11 protein-coding genes are annotated in these 15,587 nt (G+C 74.3%); 6 read left to right on the plus strand and 5 right to left on the minus strand.

All coding sequences use genetic code 11. The features are described 5' to 3' along the window. Nucleotides 1-75 precede the first annotated feature (75 nt). Entirely contained in the window at nt 76-1,860 is a 1,785-nt protein-coding gene (locus ACIGW4_RS13380; RefSeq protein ID WP_399580268.1) for a glycoside hydrolase family 15 protein, read from the plus strand. 86 nt (nt 1,861-1,946) lie between these two features. Here ACIGW4_RS13380 and ACIGW4_RS13385 read toward each other — a convergent pair whose 3' ends face one another. Beyond that, on the minus strand, nt 1,947-2,777 hold the full coding sequence (locus ACIGW4_RS13385) for an SDR family NAD(P)-dependent oxidoreductase (RefSeq protein WP_123456409.1): 831 nt from the start codon (nt 2,775-2,777) through the stop codon (nt 1,947-1,949). Between the two features lie 156 nt (nt 2,778-2,933). Here ACIGW4_RS13385 and ACIGW4_RS13390 point away from each other — a divergent pair, with 156 nt between their 5' ends. Beyond that, the gene (locus ACIGW4_RS13390; protein WP_123456410.1) at nt 2,934-3,494 is read left to right on the plus strand and encodes a hypothetical protein; all 561 of its coding nucleotides are present in this window, start codon (nt 2,934-2,936) and stop codon (nt 3,492-3,494) included. Nucleotides 3,495-3,509: 15 nt separating this feature from the next. Then, complete coding sequence (locus tag ACIGW4_RS13395; protein WP_398709286.1) at nt 3,510-4,145, plus strand: hypothetical protein; 636 nt, start codon at nt 3,510-3,512, stop codon at nt 4,143-4,145. A 64-nt stretch (nt 4,146-4,209) separates the two neighbouring features. Here the strand turns inward: ACIGW4_RS13395 and katG are convergent, their stop codons facing one another. The 3 genes from katG to ACIGW4_RS13410 form a co-directional block, all read right to left on the minus strand. Next, complete coding sequence (gene katG / locus ACIGW4_RS13400; protein ID WP_399580270.1) at nt 4,210-6,414, minus strand: catalase/peroxidase HPI; 2,205 nt, start codon at nt 6,412-6,414, stop codon at nt 4,210-4,212. A gap of 247 nt (nt 6,415-6,661) precedes the next feature. Continuing rightward, nucleotides 6,662-8,548, minus strand: coding sequence for a transketolase (locus ACIGW4_RS13405; protein WP_399580272.1), 1,887 nt, complete (start codon nt 8,546-8,548; stop codon nt 6,662-6,664). Nucleotides 8,549-8,632: 84 nt separating this feature from the next. After that, on the minus strand, nt 8,633-9,019 hold the full coding sequence (locus tag ACIGW4_RS13410) for a hypothetical protein (RefSeq protein ID WP_399580274.1): 387 nt from the start codon (nt 9,017-9,019) through the stop codon (nt 8,633-8,635). 272 nt (nt 9,020-9,291) lie between these two features. On the opposite strand from ACIGW4_RS13410, the gene ACIGW4_RS13415 reads away from it, so the two are divergent. The 3 genes from ACIGW4_RS13415 (at nt 9,292) to ACIGW4_RS13425 (ending at nt 12,436) form a co-directional block, all read left to right on the plus strand. Further along, complete coding sequence (locus ACIGW4_RS13415; protein WP_123456414.1) at nt 9,292-9,561, plus strand: DUF6213 family protein; 270 nt, start codon at nt 9,292-9,294, stop codon at nt 9,559-9,561. A 91-nt stretch (nt 9,562-9,652) separates the two neighbouring features. Then, a complete protein-coding gene (locus tag ACIGW4_RS13420; RefSeq protein ID WP_399580277.1) occupies nt 9,653-9,871 on the plus strand; it encodes a hypothetical protein in 219 nt (72 codons plus the stop codon). A 261-nt stretch (nt 9,872-10,132) separates the two neighbouring features. Continuing rightward, on the plus strand, nt 10,133-12,436 hold the full coding sequence (locus ACIGW4_RS13425) for a PP2C family protein-serine/threonine phosphatase (protein ID WP_399580279.1): 2,304 nt from the start codon (nt 10,133-10,135) through the stop codon (nt 12,434-12,436). Between the two features lie 142 nt (nt 12,437-12,578). Here the strand turns inward: ACIGW4_RS13425 and ACIGW4_RS13430 are convergent, their stop codons facing one another. Continuing rightward, complete coding sequence (locus ACIGW4_RS13430) at nt 12,579-15,557, minus strand: HAMP domain-containing protein (RefSeq protein ID WP_399580281.1); 2,979 nt, start codon at nt 15,555-15,557, stop codon at nt 12,579-12,581. Between the last annotated feature and the right edge of the window lie 30 nt (nt 15,558-15,587).

Below are 15,587 nucleotides of genomic sequence, written 5' to 3' on the forward strand. Positions count from 1 at the left end.
TCGGACCGACCCCACGGGGAGTACGCGCCGAGCCCACGGGGTAGCCGCCCGGGAGGTCCGGGAGGTGACGACCCCATGCCCGCCACGACTCCGCGGAGCCCCGCGCACCGGCCCCGGCCGCTCGGCGACTACGCGCTCCTCGCCGACGGCGAACGCGCCGCGCTCCTGGGGCCCGACGGGGACCTGGTGTGGCTGTGCGTCCCCGGCTGGGACGACCCCGCGGTCTTCTCCGAACTCATCGGCGGCGCGGGCGCCTTCCAGGTGTGCCCGGAGGAACCGTGGCGCGTGGCCGAGGGCGCGTACCACGACGGCTCCCTCGTGTGGACCGGCCACTGGACCCTCGAGGACGGCGTCGTCGAATGCCGCAACGCCCTCGCCGCACCGGCCGACCCCCACCGCGCGACGGTGCTGCGCCGCCTCCACGCCGTAAAGGGCGCGGCGGCCGTCACCGTACGGCTCGCCGTGCGCGGCGGCTACGGCGCGGACCCGCCCCTGCTGCCGCACCGCACCGGCCCCGACACCTGGGAGGCCTCCCGGGGCGGGCTGTGGATGCGGCTGCGCGGCCTCACGGACGCCCGCGTCGGTTCCGACGGCGAACTCACCGCCCGGCTGACCCTGCCCGAGGGCGCGCGGCACGACCTGGTCCTGGAGCTCTCCGACCGCCCCCTCGACACCCCCGTGCCCCCCGGACGGGCCTGGTGGAGCACCGAACGGCACTGGACCGCGGCGATCCCCGACTGCACGGCACTGCCCGCGACCCGTGACGTCCGCCAGGCGTACGCGGTCCTCACCGGTCTCACCAACCCGCGCACCGGGGCGATGGTGGCCGCCGCCACCACCTCGCTCCCCGAGCACGCCGGCTCCGAGCGCGACTACGACTACCGGTACGCCTGGCTGCGCGACCAGTGCTACGCGGGCCTCGCCGTCGCCGCCCACGGCCCCCACCCGCTCACCGACGCCGCCGTGGGCGTCGCCACCGCGCGCGTGCTCGCCGACGGCGACCGGCTGCGGCCCGCCTACCGCGTCGACGGACGGCCCGTACCCGACGAACGGACCCTGCCGCTCAGCGGCTACCCCGGCGCCGCCGACCGCGTCGGCAACCGCGCGGGAAACCAGTTCCAGCTCGACACCTTCGGCGAGATCCTCGAACTGCTCGCCGCCGCGGGCCGCCAGGACCGGCTCGACGCGGACGGCGTGAAGGCCGCGCACACCGCCGTCGCGGCCCTGGAGGAGAACTGGACGCGCCCGGAGGCGGGCCTGTGGGAGCTGCCGCCGGCGTGGTGGACGCACTCGCGGCTCGCCGCGGTGTGCGGGCTGCGGGCCGCCGCCAGGGACATCCGCCCGCCCGACGCGGACCGCTGGCGGGACCTCGCGGACCGGATCCTCGCCGAGACCCGCCGCCGCTGCGCCCACCCCTCGGGGCGCTGGCAGCGCGCCGCCGGCGACCCCCGTCCCGACGCGGCCCTGCTGCGGCCGCTGGCCTCCTCGACCTGGCCGCCCGGTGACCCGATGCTCACCGCCACCCGCCGGGCCGTGGAACGGGAGCTCACCGAGGACGGCTTCGTCTACCGCTTCCACGGCGACGACGCCACCCGGCTCGGCGACTCGGAGGGAGCGTTCCTCCTCTGCGGCTTCCTCATGACGGCCGCCTGCCGCGTCGAGGGCCGGCCGGTCGCCGCGGCGCGGTGGTTCGAGCGCACCCGCAGCGCCACCGGTCCGCCGGGCCTGTTCTCCGAGGAGTACGACGTCCGGCGCCGCCGCCTCCGCGGCAACCTCCCCCAGGCCTTCGTCCACGCGCTCCTCCTGGAGAACGCGGCCCGGACGGCGCGGGAGGAGACGGGCGGCGACGGAGCGGGTTAGAGGCCGGAGGCCAGAGCTCACGCCCCCGCCGCGTGACCCGCCACGCCCCTGCGCCGGTCCCCGTCACACTCCGGCGCCGGTCCCCGTCACGCGTCCCACCAGACCCGCTCCGTCAGTTCGTGCGTCAGCTTCATCAGCCGCTCGCGGGCCCCGGCGTCGTACGCCTGCTCATGGGCCCGCGCATCGGTGAACCGGTCGAAGTAACGGCCGGTGACCGTGGCCAGGTCCGGGTCCAGGAGCAGTCGTACGGTGGGGCGGACGCCCTCCTCCGTGGTGGTGACGGGTGCGAGGCCGTAGGCGCGGAGGCCGGGCGTGTCCATCAGGTGGGCGGGGTGGAGGGCGTTCACCGTGACGCCGGTGCCCTTCAGCTCGGCCGCCAGCTCGAAGGTCGCCATGATCATGGCCAGCTTGCTCCGGCAGTAGGCCCGCAGGCCTTCGTAGCCCCGCTCCAGCATCACGTCGTCGAAGTCGACGGCCTCCTGACCTATCGAGGCGACGTTGACGACCCGGGCCGGGGCCGAGGCGGTGAGCAGGGGCAGCAGGGCGCGGGTGAGCGCGTACGGAGCCAAGTGGTTCACCGCGAAGCGGAGTTCGTGGCCCTGGGCGCTCAGCTCCCGGACGAGCGGCTGCGCGCCGCCGCCCGCCACCGCGTTGTGGATCAGCCCGTCGAGGTGCGGCTCCGTCGCCCGGATCCGGGCGGCCGTCGCCCGCACCTGGTCCAGGTCGGAGAGGTCGGCGAGAAAGGTGCGGACCGTGGTGCCGGGCCCCGCGGCACGGGCCTCGGCGGCCACGGCCTCAAGGCGCCCGGCGTCCCGGCCGTGCAGGAGGAGGGTGCCGCCGCGGGGCGCCAGATCGAGCGCGAGCGCGCGCCCCATCCCCGTGGTGGCGCCGGTGATCAGAGTGCTGTGCTGGGTCATGGGACGACAGTGGCAGTGCCCGGCGCCCCGAGGGAGTGTGTGCCGCACCTGGTGTCCACACCACCAGGCAGGGCCCCGCACCCGCGGCGGCCGTTTCAGCCCGGCGCGCCTGGGCAGCCGCCGTGGATATCGACGAGAGCCGAGGGAGCGAGGCCGATGTCGACAGGAACGATTCTGGCCATCGTCATACCCGTCGTGGTGGTGATCGCGCTGATCGTGCTGGCCATCGCCCTGGACCGGCGGCGCCGCCGTCGGCTGCGCGAGCGCTTCGGGCCCGAGTACGACCGCGCCGTCGACGACGCCGGGAGCAGGCGGGCCGCCGAGCACGACCTCCAGGAGCGGGAGAAGCGCCACCAGGACCTGGACATCAAGCCGCTGTCGAGCGGGGCGCGGGAGCGCTACGCCCAGCAGTGGAGCAGCGTGCAGGAGCAGTTCGTGGACCGCCCCGACGGCGCGGTGCACGACGCGGACACGCTGGTGACCTCGCTCATGCGCGAGCGGGGCTATCCCACGGAGGGCTTCGAACAGCAGATGAGGGACCTCTCCGTGGAGCACGGCCGCACCCTGGAGCACTACCAGGCGGCGCACGAGATCAACGCCCTGAGCTCCTCGCGGCAGGCCACGACCGAGCAGTTGAGGGGCGCGATGGTCCACTACCGGGCGCTCTTCGACGAACTTCTCTCGAACGGCGACGCGTCCGGACAGGGCCGGAGCTGACCAGGAGGACGCGCCATGCGACGCGAGTACGACACACCGGCACGGGGCGGCGACGCCGAAGCGCCACCCGTGTACCCCGGGGAGAGCACCGACATCCCGCCCGACACGCGCGCCGACGAGGACGTGCGCGAGGCGGAGCCGCGCGAGGCCGACCGGCGCGGGGCCGAGCTGCGCGAGGCGGGGTCCGGCGCAGAGGTGGGAGCCGGTACCGACGCAGGGCCCGGTACGGACGAGGGGCCGGGTACGGACACGGGACCCGGCACGGACAGGAGGACCGGCGCGGACAGGAGGACCGGCACCGACAGGAGGACCGGCACCGGCACGGAGTCCGGCATGGGCACGGAGTCCGGCACCGGCGCGGAACCCGGCTCCGGCGATCAGCTGCCGCGCCTCCTCGACGCCGAGGCCGACGAGGCGTTCCGTACGCGCTGGCGCGAGATCCAGGGCCGGTTCGTCGACGACCCCCGGGGAGCCGTGCACGAGGCCGACGAGCTGGTCACCGAGGTGATCCAGCGGCTCGCCGCCACCTTCGCCGACCGCAAGAAGGACCTGGAAGGCCAGTGGAGCGAAGGCGAGGACGTCGACACGGAGGACCTGCGCACCGCCCTGCGCCAGTACCGCTCCTTCTTCAACCGGCTCCTCACCACCTGACGCCACCACCCGATGCCGGAAGAACGCCCCGGCCGGCCCGTGAGCCGGCCGGGGCGCGCCGCGCTCAGCGCAGGTCGAACCGGTCGAGGTTCATCACCTTGTCCCACGCGGCCACGAAGTCGCGCGCGAACTTCTCGCCCCCGTCCGCCGCCGCGTACACCTCGGAGAGGGCCCGCAGCTGGGAGTGCGAACCGAAGACGAGGTCGACGGGGGTGGCGGTCCACCGCACCTCGCCCGTGACGCGGTCGCGGCCCTCGAAGACGTTCTCCTCGGACGCCGAGGCCTTCCACTCCGTGCCCATGTCCAGGAGCCCGACGAAGAAGTCGTTGGTCAGCGTCTCCGGCCGGTCGGTGAAGACCCCGTGCCGCGCCTGCCCGAACCCGGTGCCCAGCACCCGCATGCCGCCGACGAGCACCGTCATCTCGGGAGCGGTCAGCGTCAGCAGGTTGGCGCGGTCGAGCAGCAGGGTCTCCGGCGACAGCTTCTCGCCCGCCCGGAGGTAGTTGCGGAAGCCGTCCGCCCGGGGTTCGAGGACCGCGAACGACTCCACGTCGGTCTGCTCCTGCGAGGCGTCCGTGCGCCCCGGCGCGAACGGGACCGTGAGGTCGTACCCGGCGTTCTTCGCGGCCCGCTCCACGGCCGCGCAGCCGCCGAGCACGATGAGGTCCGCGAGCGAGATCCTCGCCCCGTCCGCGCCCTCGAAGTCCCGGCGGATCCCGTCCAGGGTCTCGATCGTCCGGGCCACCTCGGGCGCGGAGTTGACCTCCCAGTCCTTCTGCGGCGCGAGCCGGATCCGCGCCCCGTTGGCGCCGCCGCGCTTGTCGGTGCCGCGGAAGCTCGCGGCCGACGCCCAGGCGGTGGTGACCAGCTGGGAGACGGAGAGCCCGGAGTCGAGGATCCTGGACTTGAGGGCGGCGACGTCCGCCTCCCCGACCAGCGGGTGGTCGACCGCGGGGACCGGGTCCTGCCAGATCTGCGGCTCGGGGATCCACGGGCCGAGGTAGCGCGAGAGCGGGCCCATGTCACGGTGCAGCAGCTTGTACCAGGCCCTGGCGAACGCGTCGGCGAGCTCGTCGGGGTTCTCGTGGAAGCGCTTCGCGATCGGCGCGTAGACCGGGTCCATCCGCAGCGCGAGGTCCGTCGTGAGCATCATCGGGGCGTGCCGCTTCGACGGATCGTGCGCGTCGGGCACGGTGTCCTTCGCCGACGCGTCCTTGGGGGTCCACTGCTGCGCGCCGGCAGGGCTGGTCGTCAGCTCCCACTCGTACCGGAACAGGTTGTCCAGGTAGCCGTTGTCCCACTTGGTCGGCTCGTTCGTCCACGCTCCCTCGAGCCCGCTGGTGAGCGCGTCGGCGCCCTTCCCGCTGCCGTACGAGTTCCGCCAGCCGAGGCCCTGCTGCTCCATGGGGGCGGCCTCGGGCTCCGGGCCGATGTACTCGGGGTCGACCGCGCCGTGGCACTTGCCGAAGGTGTGGCCGCCGATGATGAGCGCGGCGGTCTCCTCGTCGTTCATCGCCATGCGCCCGAACGTCTCGCGGATGTCCCGGGCGGCGGCGATCGGGTCCGGGTTGCCGTTGGGGCCCTCCGGGTTGACGTAGATCAGGCCCATCTGCACGGCGCCGAAGGGGCCGGTGAGCTCTCTGTCGCCGCTGTAGCGCTCGTCCCCGAGCCAGGTGTCCTCGGGGCCCCAGAAGATCTCCTCGGGCTCCCAGACGTCCGGACGTCCGAAGCCGAACCCGAAGGTCTTGAACCCCATGGACTCCATGGCGCAGTTGCCGGCGAAGACCAGCAGGTCGGCCCAGGAGATCTTCCGCCCGTACTTCTGCTTGACCGGCCAGAGGAGCCGGCGCGCCTTGTCGAGGCTCGCGTTGTCCGGCCAGCTGTTGAGCGGGGCGAAACGCTGGGCGCCCTGGCCGCCGCCGCCCCGGCCGTCCGCGATGCGGTACGTCCCCGCGGCGTGCCAGCTCATCCGGATGAAGAGCGGCCCGTAGTGACCGTAGTCGGCGGGCCACCAGTCCTGGGAGTCCGTCATCACCGCGATGACGTCCCGCTTCAGCGCGTCGACGTCGAGCTGCGCGAACTCCTTCGCGTAGTCGAAGTCCGTGTCCATCGGATCGGAGAGGGGCGAATGCTGATGGAGTACCTGCAGGTCCAGTTGGTTCGGCCACCAGTCCCTGTTGGTCTTGGGCCGGGTCTCGGTGGGGGTGGGCGAGGGGATCGCCGGGTTCTCGCTCTCGCTGCCGGGCACGTGGGTCCTTCTTCCGCTCATCGTGACGGTTTCGGCGTCCGTCATGGTCGCGTACGGCGGACCGTGCAGGGGTGATAACACGCAGAGCCCGCCCAACCGACAGGAATCATCGGAAGGAGTGACTTTCCGACCGAGGCGGCCGGGACGACCGAGACGGGCGGAAGGATCGAGGCGACCGAGGCGACCGAGACGGGCGGGTCGACCGAGGCGGCCGGGAGGGCCGAGATGATCGGGACGGCCGAGGCGATCGGGACGACCGGGAACGCGCCTACCGCGCGACCAGCGCCCGGGCGGCCCCGGCGACCTGGGTGCGGGAGATGCCGCACGCGTCGAGGAGTTCGCCGGTGGTGCCCGAGCCGGGCAGCTCCGTGACGGCGAGATGGGCGAAGGCAGGATGCGCCCCGGCCACGGCGAGGGCCGACAGGACGGCCTCGCCGAGCCCGCCCTCGGGATGGTGGTCCTCGACGACGACGAGCGCGCCGGTCTCCCGGGCCGCACGGGCGAGGGTGTCCACGTCGACGGGCTTGACCGAGTACAGGTCGACGACCCGGGCCCGTACGCCCTCGTCGGCGAGCTCCTCCGCGGCCGCCAGGCACTCGTGCAGGGTGACACCGGCGCCCACGAGCGTGACCCGGTCGTCCGCGCTCTCGCGCAGGGTCTTCGAGCCGCCCACCGGGAACGTCTCGTCGCCGTCGTAGAGGACGGGGTACGCCCCGCGAGTGGTGCGCAGATAGGAGATCCCGTCCAGGTCCGCCATGGTCGTGGTCAGGGCGGCCGCGGAGGTGGCGTCCGAGGGGTACAGCACGGTGGAGCCGAGGACGGCACGCATCATGGCGAGGTCCTCCACCCCCATCTGCGAAGGGCCGTCCGCGCCGATCTCGACCCCGCAGTGCGTCCCGCACAGGGCCATCGTGATCCGCGAGACGGCGGCCATCCGGACGAAGTCGTGCGCGCGGGTGAGGAAGGCGGCGAAGGTCGTGGCGTACGGGCGGAAGCCGCGCACGGCCATGCCCACGGCGTCCGCGATCATCTGCTGCTCGGCGATGTACGTCTGGAAGTACCGCTCCGGGTGGGCCTTCGCGAACTCCTCGGCATGGGTCGAGTTGCCGACCTCCGCGTCCAGGGCGACGACCTCGGGGCGGGCGCCGAGGGCGGCCAGGGCGGCGCCGAAGGCGACCCGGGTGGCGACCTCGTCGCCGACCTCGTAGCGGGGCGGCTCCACCGGGCCGGCGTGCCGGCCGTCGGGGTGCGCGGGGCCGGGGTGCCCGGGTGGGCGCGGGCCGCGCACCCGCAGGTCGCGGACGCCGCCGAGTTCGGCGACGGCGCGTGCGGCCAGGTCCTCGGGGAGCGCCTTGCCGTGCCAGCCCGCCTTGTCGGCCACCTCCGCCACGCCACGGCCCTTGACGGTCCTGGCGACGACGACGGTGGGCGCCCGTCCGTCGGCGGCCTCGGTCAGGGCCAGGTCGACCGCTTCGAGGTCGTGGCCGTCGACCTCGATCGCCCGGCAGCCGAAGGCCTCGACGCGGCGGGCGTACGCGTCGGTGTCCCACTCCAGTTCGGTGGGCCCGCTCTGGCCGAGGCGGTTCACGTCGAGCAGGACGGTGAGGTTGGCCAGCCGGTGGTGCCCGGCCTTGTCGAGGGCCTCCCACACGGAGCCCTCGGCGGTCTCGCTGTCACCGCACAGCACCCACACCCGGGAGGCCCGCCGCTCCAGGTCCCGGATCGCGAGCGCGATCCCCACCGCGTAGCCGATGCCCTGGCCGAGGGAGCCGGTGGCCACGTCCACCCAGGGCAGCTCGGGCGTGGGATGGCCCTGGAGGCGGTGGCCAAAGCGGCGGTACGTCGTCATCAGCTCGTCGTCGCCGATCGCCCCGGCCGCCTTGAACATCGCGTACAGCAGGGGCGAGGCGTGCCCCTTGGAGAAGACCAGGTGATCGCCGTCCGGGTTGTCGGGCGTCGCCCAGTCGTAGCGGAGGTGGCGGGCCATCAGGACCGCCATCAGGTCGGCCGCCGACAGACTGGAGGTGGGGTGGCCGGAGCCGGCGGCCGTGCTGGCGCGCACCGAGTCCACCCGTAGCTGCTGGGCGAGTTCGAAGACCCGGGAGAGGTCGCTGTCGGGGCCGAGCGTCGTGGGGGTGGTGGGTGCTGCGGTCATGACCGAGTCCTTTCCGGCCGTACGGGGCCTCGCGCCGCGTGCGGCTGCTCCGCCGCGCGGAGCCCGCCGGCGCGCCGACGGCCGTCAGTGCCCGAAACGGAAGTGGTGGCGGCGGGGGTTCCGTCCCCCGGCGGCCGTGGTCTCGTTCTCCGTACGGGACGTCACGTCCCGCTCCTCGTAGGGGTCGCGGTCCCGCGGACGGGACGGCGACCCCGCCGGCTCGTGGGCGCGGTGGCCGAGGGCCCGGCGGCGCCGGGACCGTGCGGCGCCCGCCGCCGTCATCGCGCAGGCGAGGCCGACGATCACGGCCAGCGCCATGCCGGCGAGGAAGATCGCGAGGCCGTTCATGGTGGCGATGCGGTGGTCCAGCATCATGACGGTCTGGTCGGGGCCTCCGGTGTTCTCCGAGACGGCCAGCCCGATGAAGGCGCCGGTCGCCCCGAGGAGCAGCAGACCCAGCAGGAACAGCATGGTCGTCCGTCCTTCCGCTGTCCGCCCCCGCGTCCGGCGCGTTCCTCCGCCGTCCCGCCCTCCTTCGGCCCCGCGTCTACCCGCGCGATCCGGCCCTCACGCGTACGCGCGCGGACGGCACCGGGCGTGATCCACGCGTACGGCACCGGGCACCGGGTAGTCGGTCGGGAGGAAGGACGGGACCGGAACCCCGCCCGCTCCTCGGGCCCGATCGGGAGAAGGCGGACCCGCTGCCCTGACTGCTCGTCCCGCACCGCGGAGGTCGGTTCCCCATGAACGCGTCGATGTCCCTCGTCCACGTCCCCGGCGGTCCCCTCCTGCTCCCCGCCGACGAAGTGACCCTCCTGCTGCGACACCTCGCGTCCCACTGGCTGGACTCGGCCGACGCCGACGACTCGGGCCTCGAACCGGAGACGGTCGAGGCGCTGGTCGGCGCGCTGACGGAGGTCGCCGACAGGATCGACGCCGAGTGCATCGCGCTGATGCCGCTCAGCGAGGAGGGGGAGGCCGGGCGCGACGGAGGCGTTCCACCACCCCTGTGAACCGGGGCGGCCCGAGGGCCGGAAGCGAGGAGGCCAGGACGCCGGAAGAGAAGACCAGGACGCCGGAAGGCGAGGAGACGAGGAGATCAGGATGAGTGAGCACCGGAAGCCGCGTGCGGACGAGCCGCTGCCCCGGGACCCCGAGGACCAGCAGGCCACGGCGGACGACCCGCTGTCCGTCCCCGTCCCCGACGGGCGCGACGGGGGGAAGGCGCCGGCCACCGACGAGGCGGGCACGGGCCCCCGGGGCGGGACGCGCGACGGCACCGTCCATCCCGAGCACCCCGCGCCGGGCGAGCCGGCCGACTGACGGGACGGGAAGCCCGCCCGGGAGCAGGGCCGCAAGCCCGCCCGGGAACTCCGGAGCCTCTCGAAGGCCGAGACGTACGACGAGGCGGCGGGCGCCGGGACACGGGGCCGCTCCACCATGACCCGCGACGTGCTCATCGAGGCCTTCACCGCCTGAACCCGCCGCCCGCGAGCGGCCACGGACGCGAACGCGCGAGTAGAATCCGGAACGGATCCACCCACAGACTCCGCACGCCCGCACCCAGGCGGGACGGAGGTCCACTTGACCGGTTCCGCAGAACCCACGGGATCCCCGTCCGCCGCCCGTGCGGACCGAGGCTTCCCCGCCCTCGCCGCCGAGAACCGCTGGCTGCGCGACCAGCTCGCCCGACGCCACCTGCTCGACCTCGCCGCCGGCGCGCTCACCGCCCAGCTGCGGCTGCCCCCCTGCGAAGCGGCCGAGCACCTCTCCGCCCTCGCGCAGGCGACCGGCCTGTCCGCGGAGGACCTCGCCGCGGACATCGTGAACGCGGCCGCGGGCGACGGGTCCGCCGTCACCGTCCCTCCGGAGAGCGACGGCCCCGCACCCGAGGACGGGCGGCCCGTGGAGGAGCGCCGGGCCCGCCGGGCGGCCGCCGCCGCGGAGACCGCCGACACGGTCGGCGAGGCGGCACGCACCCTCCTGGAGGAGGGCCTCGCCCCGCTCGGCGCGGACAGCCTCTGGCTGTGGCAGCGCGTCGACAGCGGCTGTCTGCGGCTCGTCGGCTCCGCGGGCGCGGGAGCCGCCGAGGCCGCCGCCTGGCAGTGGATCCCGCCCGCCGCCCCCGAGGCGTTCCGTGCCGTCCTCGCCGAGAACATCCCGCTCTGGCTGGAGGAGGGCCCGCCCGCCGGTGAACCCCTGCCCGGACCCACCGCCCGCGCCGCCCGCGCCCTGCTCCCGCTGCGCCGGCGCGACAGGACCGTCGGCCTCGCGCTCGTCGGCTGGCCGGGCCCGACGACGCTCGACGCGACGGCCCGCCGGGCCGTCACCGGGCTCGTGGGCGTGGCGGGCACCGTGCTCGACACCGCCGGATCGCCGTCGGCCGCCGCCCCCGTCCTCGTCGACGTGCTCGACTCCCTCGCCCGGCCGGCGATGCTGCTCGCCGTGCCCGACACGGCGGGCGAGCCGATCGTGGAGCACCTCAACGAGGAGGGAGCCGGCGCGCTCGGCGGCACCGCCTCGGGGAGGGACACCGCCCTGGCGCGCGCCTTCCCCCTCGTCCACGCCGACCTGGCGCGCATGGCGCGACGCGCCACCGGCACCGCGCGCACCCAGCGGGCCGCCCGCCTGCCGCTGTCCGCCGCGCCCGGGGACCCGCCGCCGCTCCTCGACGTGCGGGTGCTGCCGGCCGGCGGGAAGCACGCCGTGGTGATGTGGCACACCGTGGGCGCGACCGGGCTCGCCGCGGCCCGGGCGGTCGCCCGGCTGCAGAACACGGCACCCTTCCAGGACAGCCTGACCGGCGGCGGGACGGTGTGGTCGCCGGAGGCGTACGGCATCTTCGGCATGGCGCGGGACGAGCCGCCGGTGCCGCTCGCGGAGCTGCGCGACCGGGTGCGCCCGGACGACCGGGAGGCCCTCGCCGACCTGGTGGCGACGGTGACCGAACGGCAGACGGGCGGGCAGACGGTCCTGCGGATCGTGCTCCCCGACGGGACCGTGCGCCATGTGCGCGTGGCGGCCGAGCCGCTCATCGCGGAGGGCACCGTCACCGGCCTCGCCGGGGTGTACCAGGACGTGTCGGACAGCCGCAGGACCGAGGCCGCGCTCACCGCGACCTTCGACCACCTCACCGCCCTGCACGGCCAGGCGGAACTGCGCCACCAGCTGGCGCTCCAGCTCCAGCAGGCGATCGTGCCCGAGGTCCCCGGGCTCCAGGAGATGCCCGGGGACCTGGTGGTGGCCGCCCGGTACCGGCCGGCGGCGGAGGAGTACCGGGTCGGCGGCGACTGGTACGACGTGCTCGCGCTGCCCGACGGCAGGATCCTCCTGGCCGTCGGCGACATCGCGGGCCACGGCATCGACGCCGTCACCGGCATGGTGGCGCTCCACAACGCCCAGCGCGCGCTCGCCTTCACCGGCCGCTCGCCCCGGCGGCTGATGGAGTGGCTCAACGAGGTGACCCTGCGCACGAGCGGCGGCGTCACGGCGACCGCCGTCTGCGCCCTGTACGACCCCGAGGACCGCGGCCTGCTCTGGACGAGCGCCGGGCACCTGCCGATGGTGCTGCTCAGGGACGGCCGGGCACGGCTGCTCGAACCGCCCCGGGACCTGCTGCTCGGCGCGGTGCCCTCGTACGCCTACCACGAGCAGCGGATCGGGCTGCGCCCCGGGGACACCCTGCTGCTGTACACCGACGGGCTGATCGAGCGCCGCCACGACGGCCTCGACGAGGGCGTGGCGCGGCTCGCCGCCGAGGCGGAGCGGCTCGCGGGCCACGCGCCGGACACCCTCGTCGACGCCCTGCTCGCCACGGCGGCCGGGGACACCGACGACGACACCAGCATCGTCGCCGTACGGGTCCGGGCCCGACCGCCGGCCCGCTGACGCCCGCCGTCCGGGGGCCTGCGGCCGGTTCGTCGAGGCCCGCCGTCCGGGGGGGCCTGCGGCCGGTCCGTCGGCGCTCGCCGTCCGGGCTTCCGGCTTCCCTGCGCCGGTGGGCGCGCCCGCGGGTGGTTGTGTCCCCGCCTCAGCCGGTGAGCCAGTCGCGGATCTTGCCGATCAGTTCCTCCTCGTCGACCGGCTTCGACACGTAGTCGTCGGCCCCCGCCGCCAGGGCCTGGGCGCGGTCGCCCGGCATCGCCTTCGCGGTGACCACGATGACGGGGAGGCCCGCGCGGTCCGGCATCCGCCTGATGGCCTTGATGGCCGAGTAGCCGTCCATCCCGGCCATCATGACGTCCATCAGCACGAGCGCGACCTCGTCGTGCGCGGCGAGCACGTCGAGACCGGCCCGGCCGCCGTCGGCCGTGAGGACGTGGAGGCCGCGCCCTTCGAGGACGGCGGTGAGGGCGAACACGTTGCGCGCGTCGTCGTCCACCACGAGCACCGTCCGGCCCGCCGACCCGTCCGGGGAGCCCCTTCCGTCCGGGTGGACGGCGTCCGTCCGGACAGTGGGGGAGGAGGCGGGGACGGTCCGCGCCCGCGCGGTGGAGGCCGCGCCGGCCGCGGCGAGCTCCGCGGGGCGGGGCACCGGCAGGTAGAAGGTGAAGGTGCTGCCGCGGCCCGCGACGCTCCGCGCCTCGATGGCCCCGCCGAGGAGGCCGGCCACCTCCCGGCTGATCGACAGTCCGAGTCCGGTGCCCCCGTACCGCCGGGCGGCCGTGCCGTCGCCCTGCTGGAAGGCCTCGAAGACGTGTTGGAGCTGCTCGACGGGGATGCCGATGCCGGTGTCGGTGACCCGGAAGGCGAGGACCTGCCCGGCCCCGGCCAGGGGCGGCGGGGTCTCGGCGGAGGACGCGTGCTCGACGGCGAGCGAGACGCCGCCCTCCTCGGTGAACTTCAGCGCGTTGGAGAGCAGGTTGCGCAGGATCTGGCGGATGCGCGCCTCGTCGCTGTTCAGCGACTCCGGCAGGTCGTCCGCCAGGGTGACGGTGAACCGGAGGTGGCGCTCGTCGGCGACCGGCCCGAAGGTCGCCTCCAGGTACTCCACCAGCTGGCTCAGGTGGAACGGCTCCCGCCGGAGGTCCATCTTGCCGGCCTCGACCTTCGACAGGTCGAGGATGTCGTTGATCAGCTGGAGGAGGTCGGAGCCGGCCGAGTGGATGACCTCGGCGTAGTCGACCTGCTTCCCCGTCAGGTTCCCCTCGGCGTTCTGGGCGAGCAGCCGCGCGAGGATGAGCAGGCTGTTGAGCGGGGTGCGCAGCTCGTGGCTCATGTTCGCGAGGAACTCGGACTTGTACATGGAGGTGCGGGACAGCTGCTGGGCCCGGGCCTCCAGTTCCTGGCGGGCCTGCTCGATGACGAGGTTCTTCGACTCGATGTCCTTGTTGCGCTCCGCGAGGAGCGCTGCCTTCTCCTGCAACTCGGCGTTGGACCGCTGGAGTTCCTGCTGTCCCGTCTGCAGCTCCTTGGACCGGAAGCTGAGTTCGTCGGCGAGCTTGCGGTACTGCCCGAGGAGTTCGTCGGTGCGGAGGTTGGCGACCAGGGAGCTGAGGACGGCTCCCGCGCTGACGGCGAACCGGTCGAGGAACTCCCGCCGCAGGGGCGAGAAGGGGTGCAGCGAGGCGAACTCGACGGCGCCGAGCACCTGTTCCTCGACCACGAGGGGCAGGACGACCAGCATGCCCGGATCGCCCGCGCCCACCCCGGAGGCGATGGTGGCGTACCCGGGGGGCACGTGCTCGACCACGAGGGCGCGCCGGTCCCGGGCGGCCTGCCCGACGAGGGACTGTCCGAGCCGGAAGCGACGCGGTGGGGAGCCCGGGTCGTCCGGGGAGCCGTAGGAAGCGGTCATGACGAGTTCGGTGCCCTTCTCGTCCTCCCCCGCGAGGAAGAAGGCCCCGTACTGGGCGCCGACCAGCGGCGGCACCTCGGCCATGATCAGCTCGGCGATCTCGGGGAGGCTCCGGGTGCCCTGCAGCAGGCCCGTGGTCCGGGCGAGCGTGGTCTGGAGCCAGTCCTGTTCCTCGTTGGCACGGGTCGTGGCGCGCAGCGACTCGACCATCGAGTTGATGTTGTCGCGGAGGTCCCTGACCTCTCCGGGTGCGTCGACGGTGATCGACCGCGTCAGGTCGCCCTCGGCGACGGCGCTGGTGACCTCGGCGATGGCGCGCACCTGGCGGGTCAGGTTCCCGGCGAGCTCGTTGACGTTCTCGGTGAGCCGCTTCCAGGTGCCGGAGACGCCCTCCACCTCGGCCTGGCCGCCGAGTTTGCCCTCCGTGCCGACCTCGCGAGCGACCCGGGTGACCTCGGCGGCGAAGGAGGACAGCTGGTCGACCATCGTGTTGATGGTGGTCTTGAGTTCGAGGATCTCGCCGCGCGCCGAGACGTCGATCCGGCTGGTCAGGTCGCCCTGGGCGACGGCGGTGGTGACCTGGGCGATGTTCCGCACCTGGTTGGTGAGGTTGTCGGCCATGGAGTTGACGTTGTCGGTGAGGTCCTTCCAGGTGCCGGAGACGCCGTGCACCTGGGCCTGGCCGCCGAGTTTGCCCTCCGTGCCGACCTCGCGGGCGACCCGGGTGACCTCCTCGGCGAACGAGGACAGCCGGTCGACCATCGTGTTGATGGTCTCCTTCAGCTCCAGGATCTCGCCGCGCGCGTCCACCCGGATCTTCCGCGTGAGGTCGCCGCCGGCGACGGCCGTGGCGACCTGCGCGATGGACCGGACCTGGGAGGTGAGGTTGTCGGCCATCGTGTTGACGCCGGAGGTGAGCTCGCGCCACACCCCGCGCGAGCGGGGTTCGCGGATCCGGCCGCCGAGCAGCCCCTGGGCGCCGACCTCGTCGGCGACCCGGGTGACCTCGGAGGTGACCAGCGAGAGGTGGCCGACCATGTCGTTGTAGACGCCGGCGATCTCGCCGAGGATGCCGTCCGCGGCGACGGGGAGCCGGACCGACAGGTCACCCTCCCGTACGGCGGTCAGCCCGGCGAGCAGCTGCCCGAGGCCGTCCTCGCCGAGTTCCGTCTGCGGCACCGCCCCGTTCGGCGTGGAACCGTGCTCTGTCATGAACGACCTCGCACAGGGTGAGTGAACCGG

This window comes from Streptomyces sp. NPDC053513, from assembly GCF_044544765.1.
Classification (GTDB): domain Bacteria; phylum Actinomycetota; class Actinomycetes; order Streptomycetales; family Streptomycetaceae; genus Streptomyces; species Streptomyces litmocidini.

What these genes read in the sequence shown, in the direction of transcription:
- ACIGW4_RS13420 (WP_399580277.1), top strand. Translation starts at nt 9,653, where the DNA reads ATGAGTGAGCACCGGAAGCCGCGTGCGGACGAGCCGCTGCCCCGGGAC.
- ACIGW4_RS13430 (WP_399580281.1), bottom strand. Translation starts at nt 15,557, where the DNA reads ATGACAGAGCACGGTTCCACGCCGAACGGGGCGGTGCCGCAGACGGAA.
- katG (WP_399580270.1), bottom strand. Translation starts at nt 6,414, where the DNA reads ATGAGCGGAAGAAGGACCCACGTGCCCGGCAGCGAGAGCGAGAACCCG.
- ACIGW4_RS13415 (WP_123456414.1), top strand. Translation starts at nt 9,292, where the DNA reads ATGAACGCGTCGATGTCCCTCGTCCACGTCCCCGGCGGTCCCCTCCTG.
- ACIGW4_RS13380 (WP_399580268.1), top strand. Translation starts at nt 76, where the DNA reads ATGCCCGCCACGACTCCGCGGAGCCCCGCGCACCGGCCCCGGCCGCTC.
- ACIGW4_RS13390 (WP_123456410.1), top strand. Translation starts at nt 2,934, where the DNA reads ATGTCGACAGGAACGATTCTGGCCATCGTCATACCCGTCGTGGTGGTG.
- ACIGW4_RS13410 (WP_399580274.1), bottom strand. Translation starts at nt 9,019, where the DNA reads ATGCTGTTCCTGCTGGGTCTGCTGCTCCTCGGGGCGACCGGCGCCTTC.
- ACIGW4_RS13405 (WP_399580272.1), bottom strand. Translation starts at nt 8,548, where the DNA reads ATGACCGCAGCACCCACCACCCCCACGACGCTCGGCCCCGACAGCGAC.
- ACIGW4_RS13395 (WP_398709286.1), top strand. Translation starts at nt 3,510, where the DNA reads ATGCGACGCGAGTACGACACACCGGCACGGGGCGGCGACGCCGAAGCG.
- ACIGW4_RS13385 (WP_123456409.1), bottom strand. Translation starts at nt 2,777, where the DNA reads ATGACCCAGCACAGCACTCTGATCACCGGCGCCACCACGGGGATGGGG.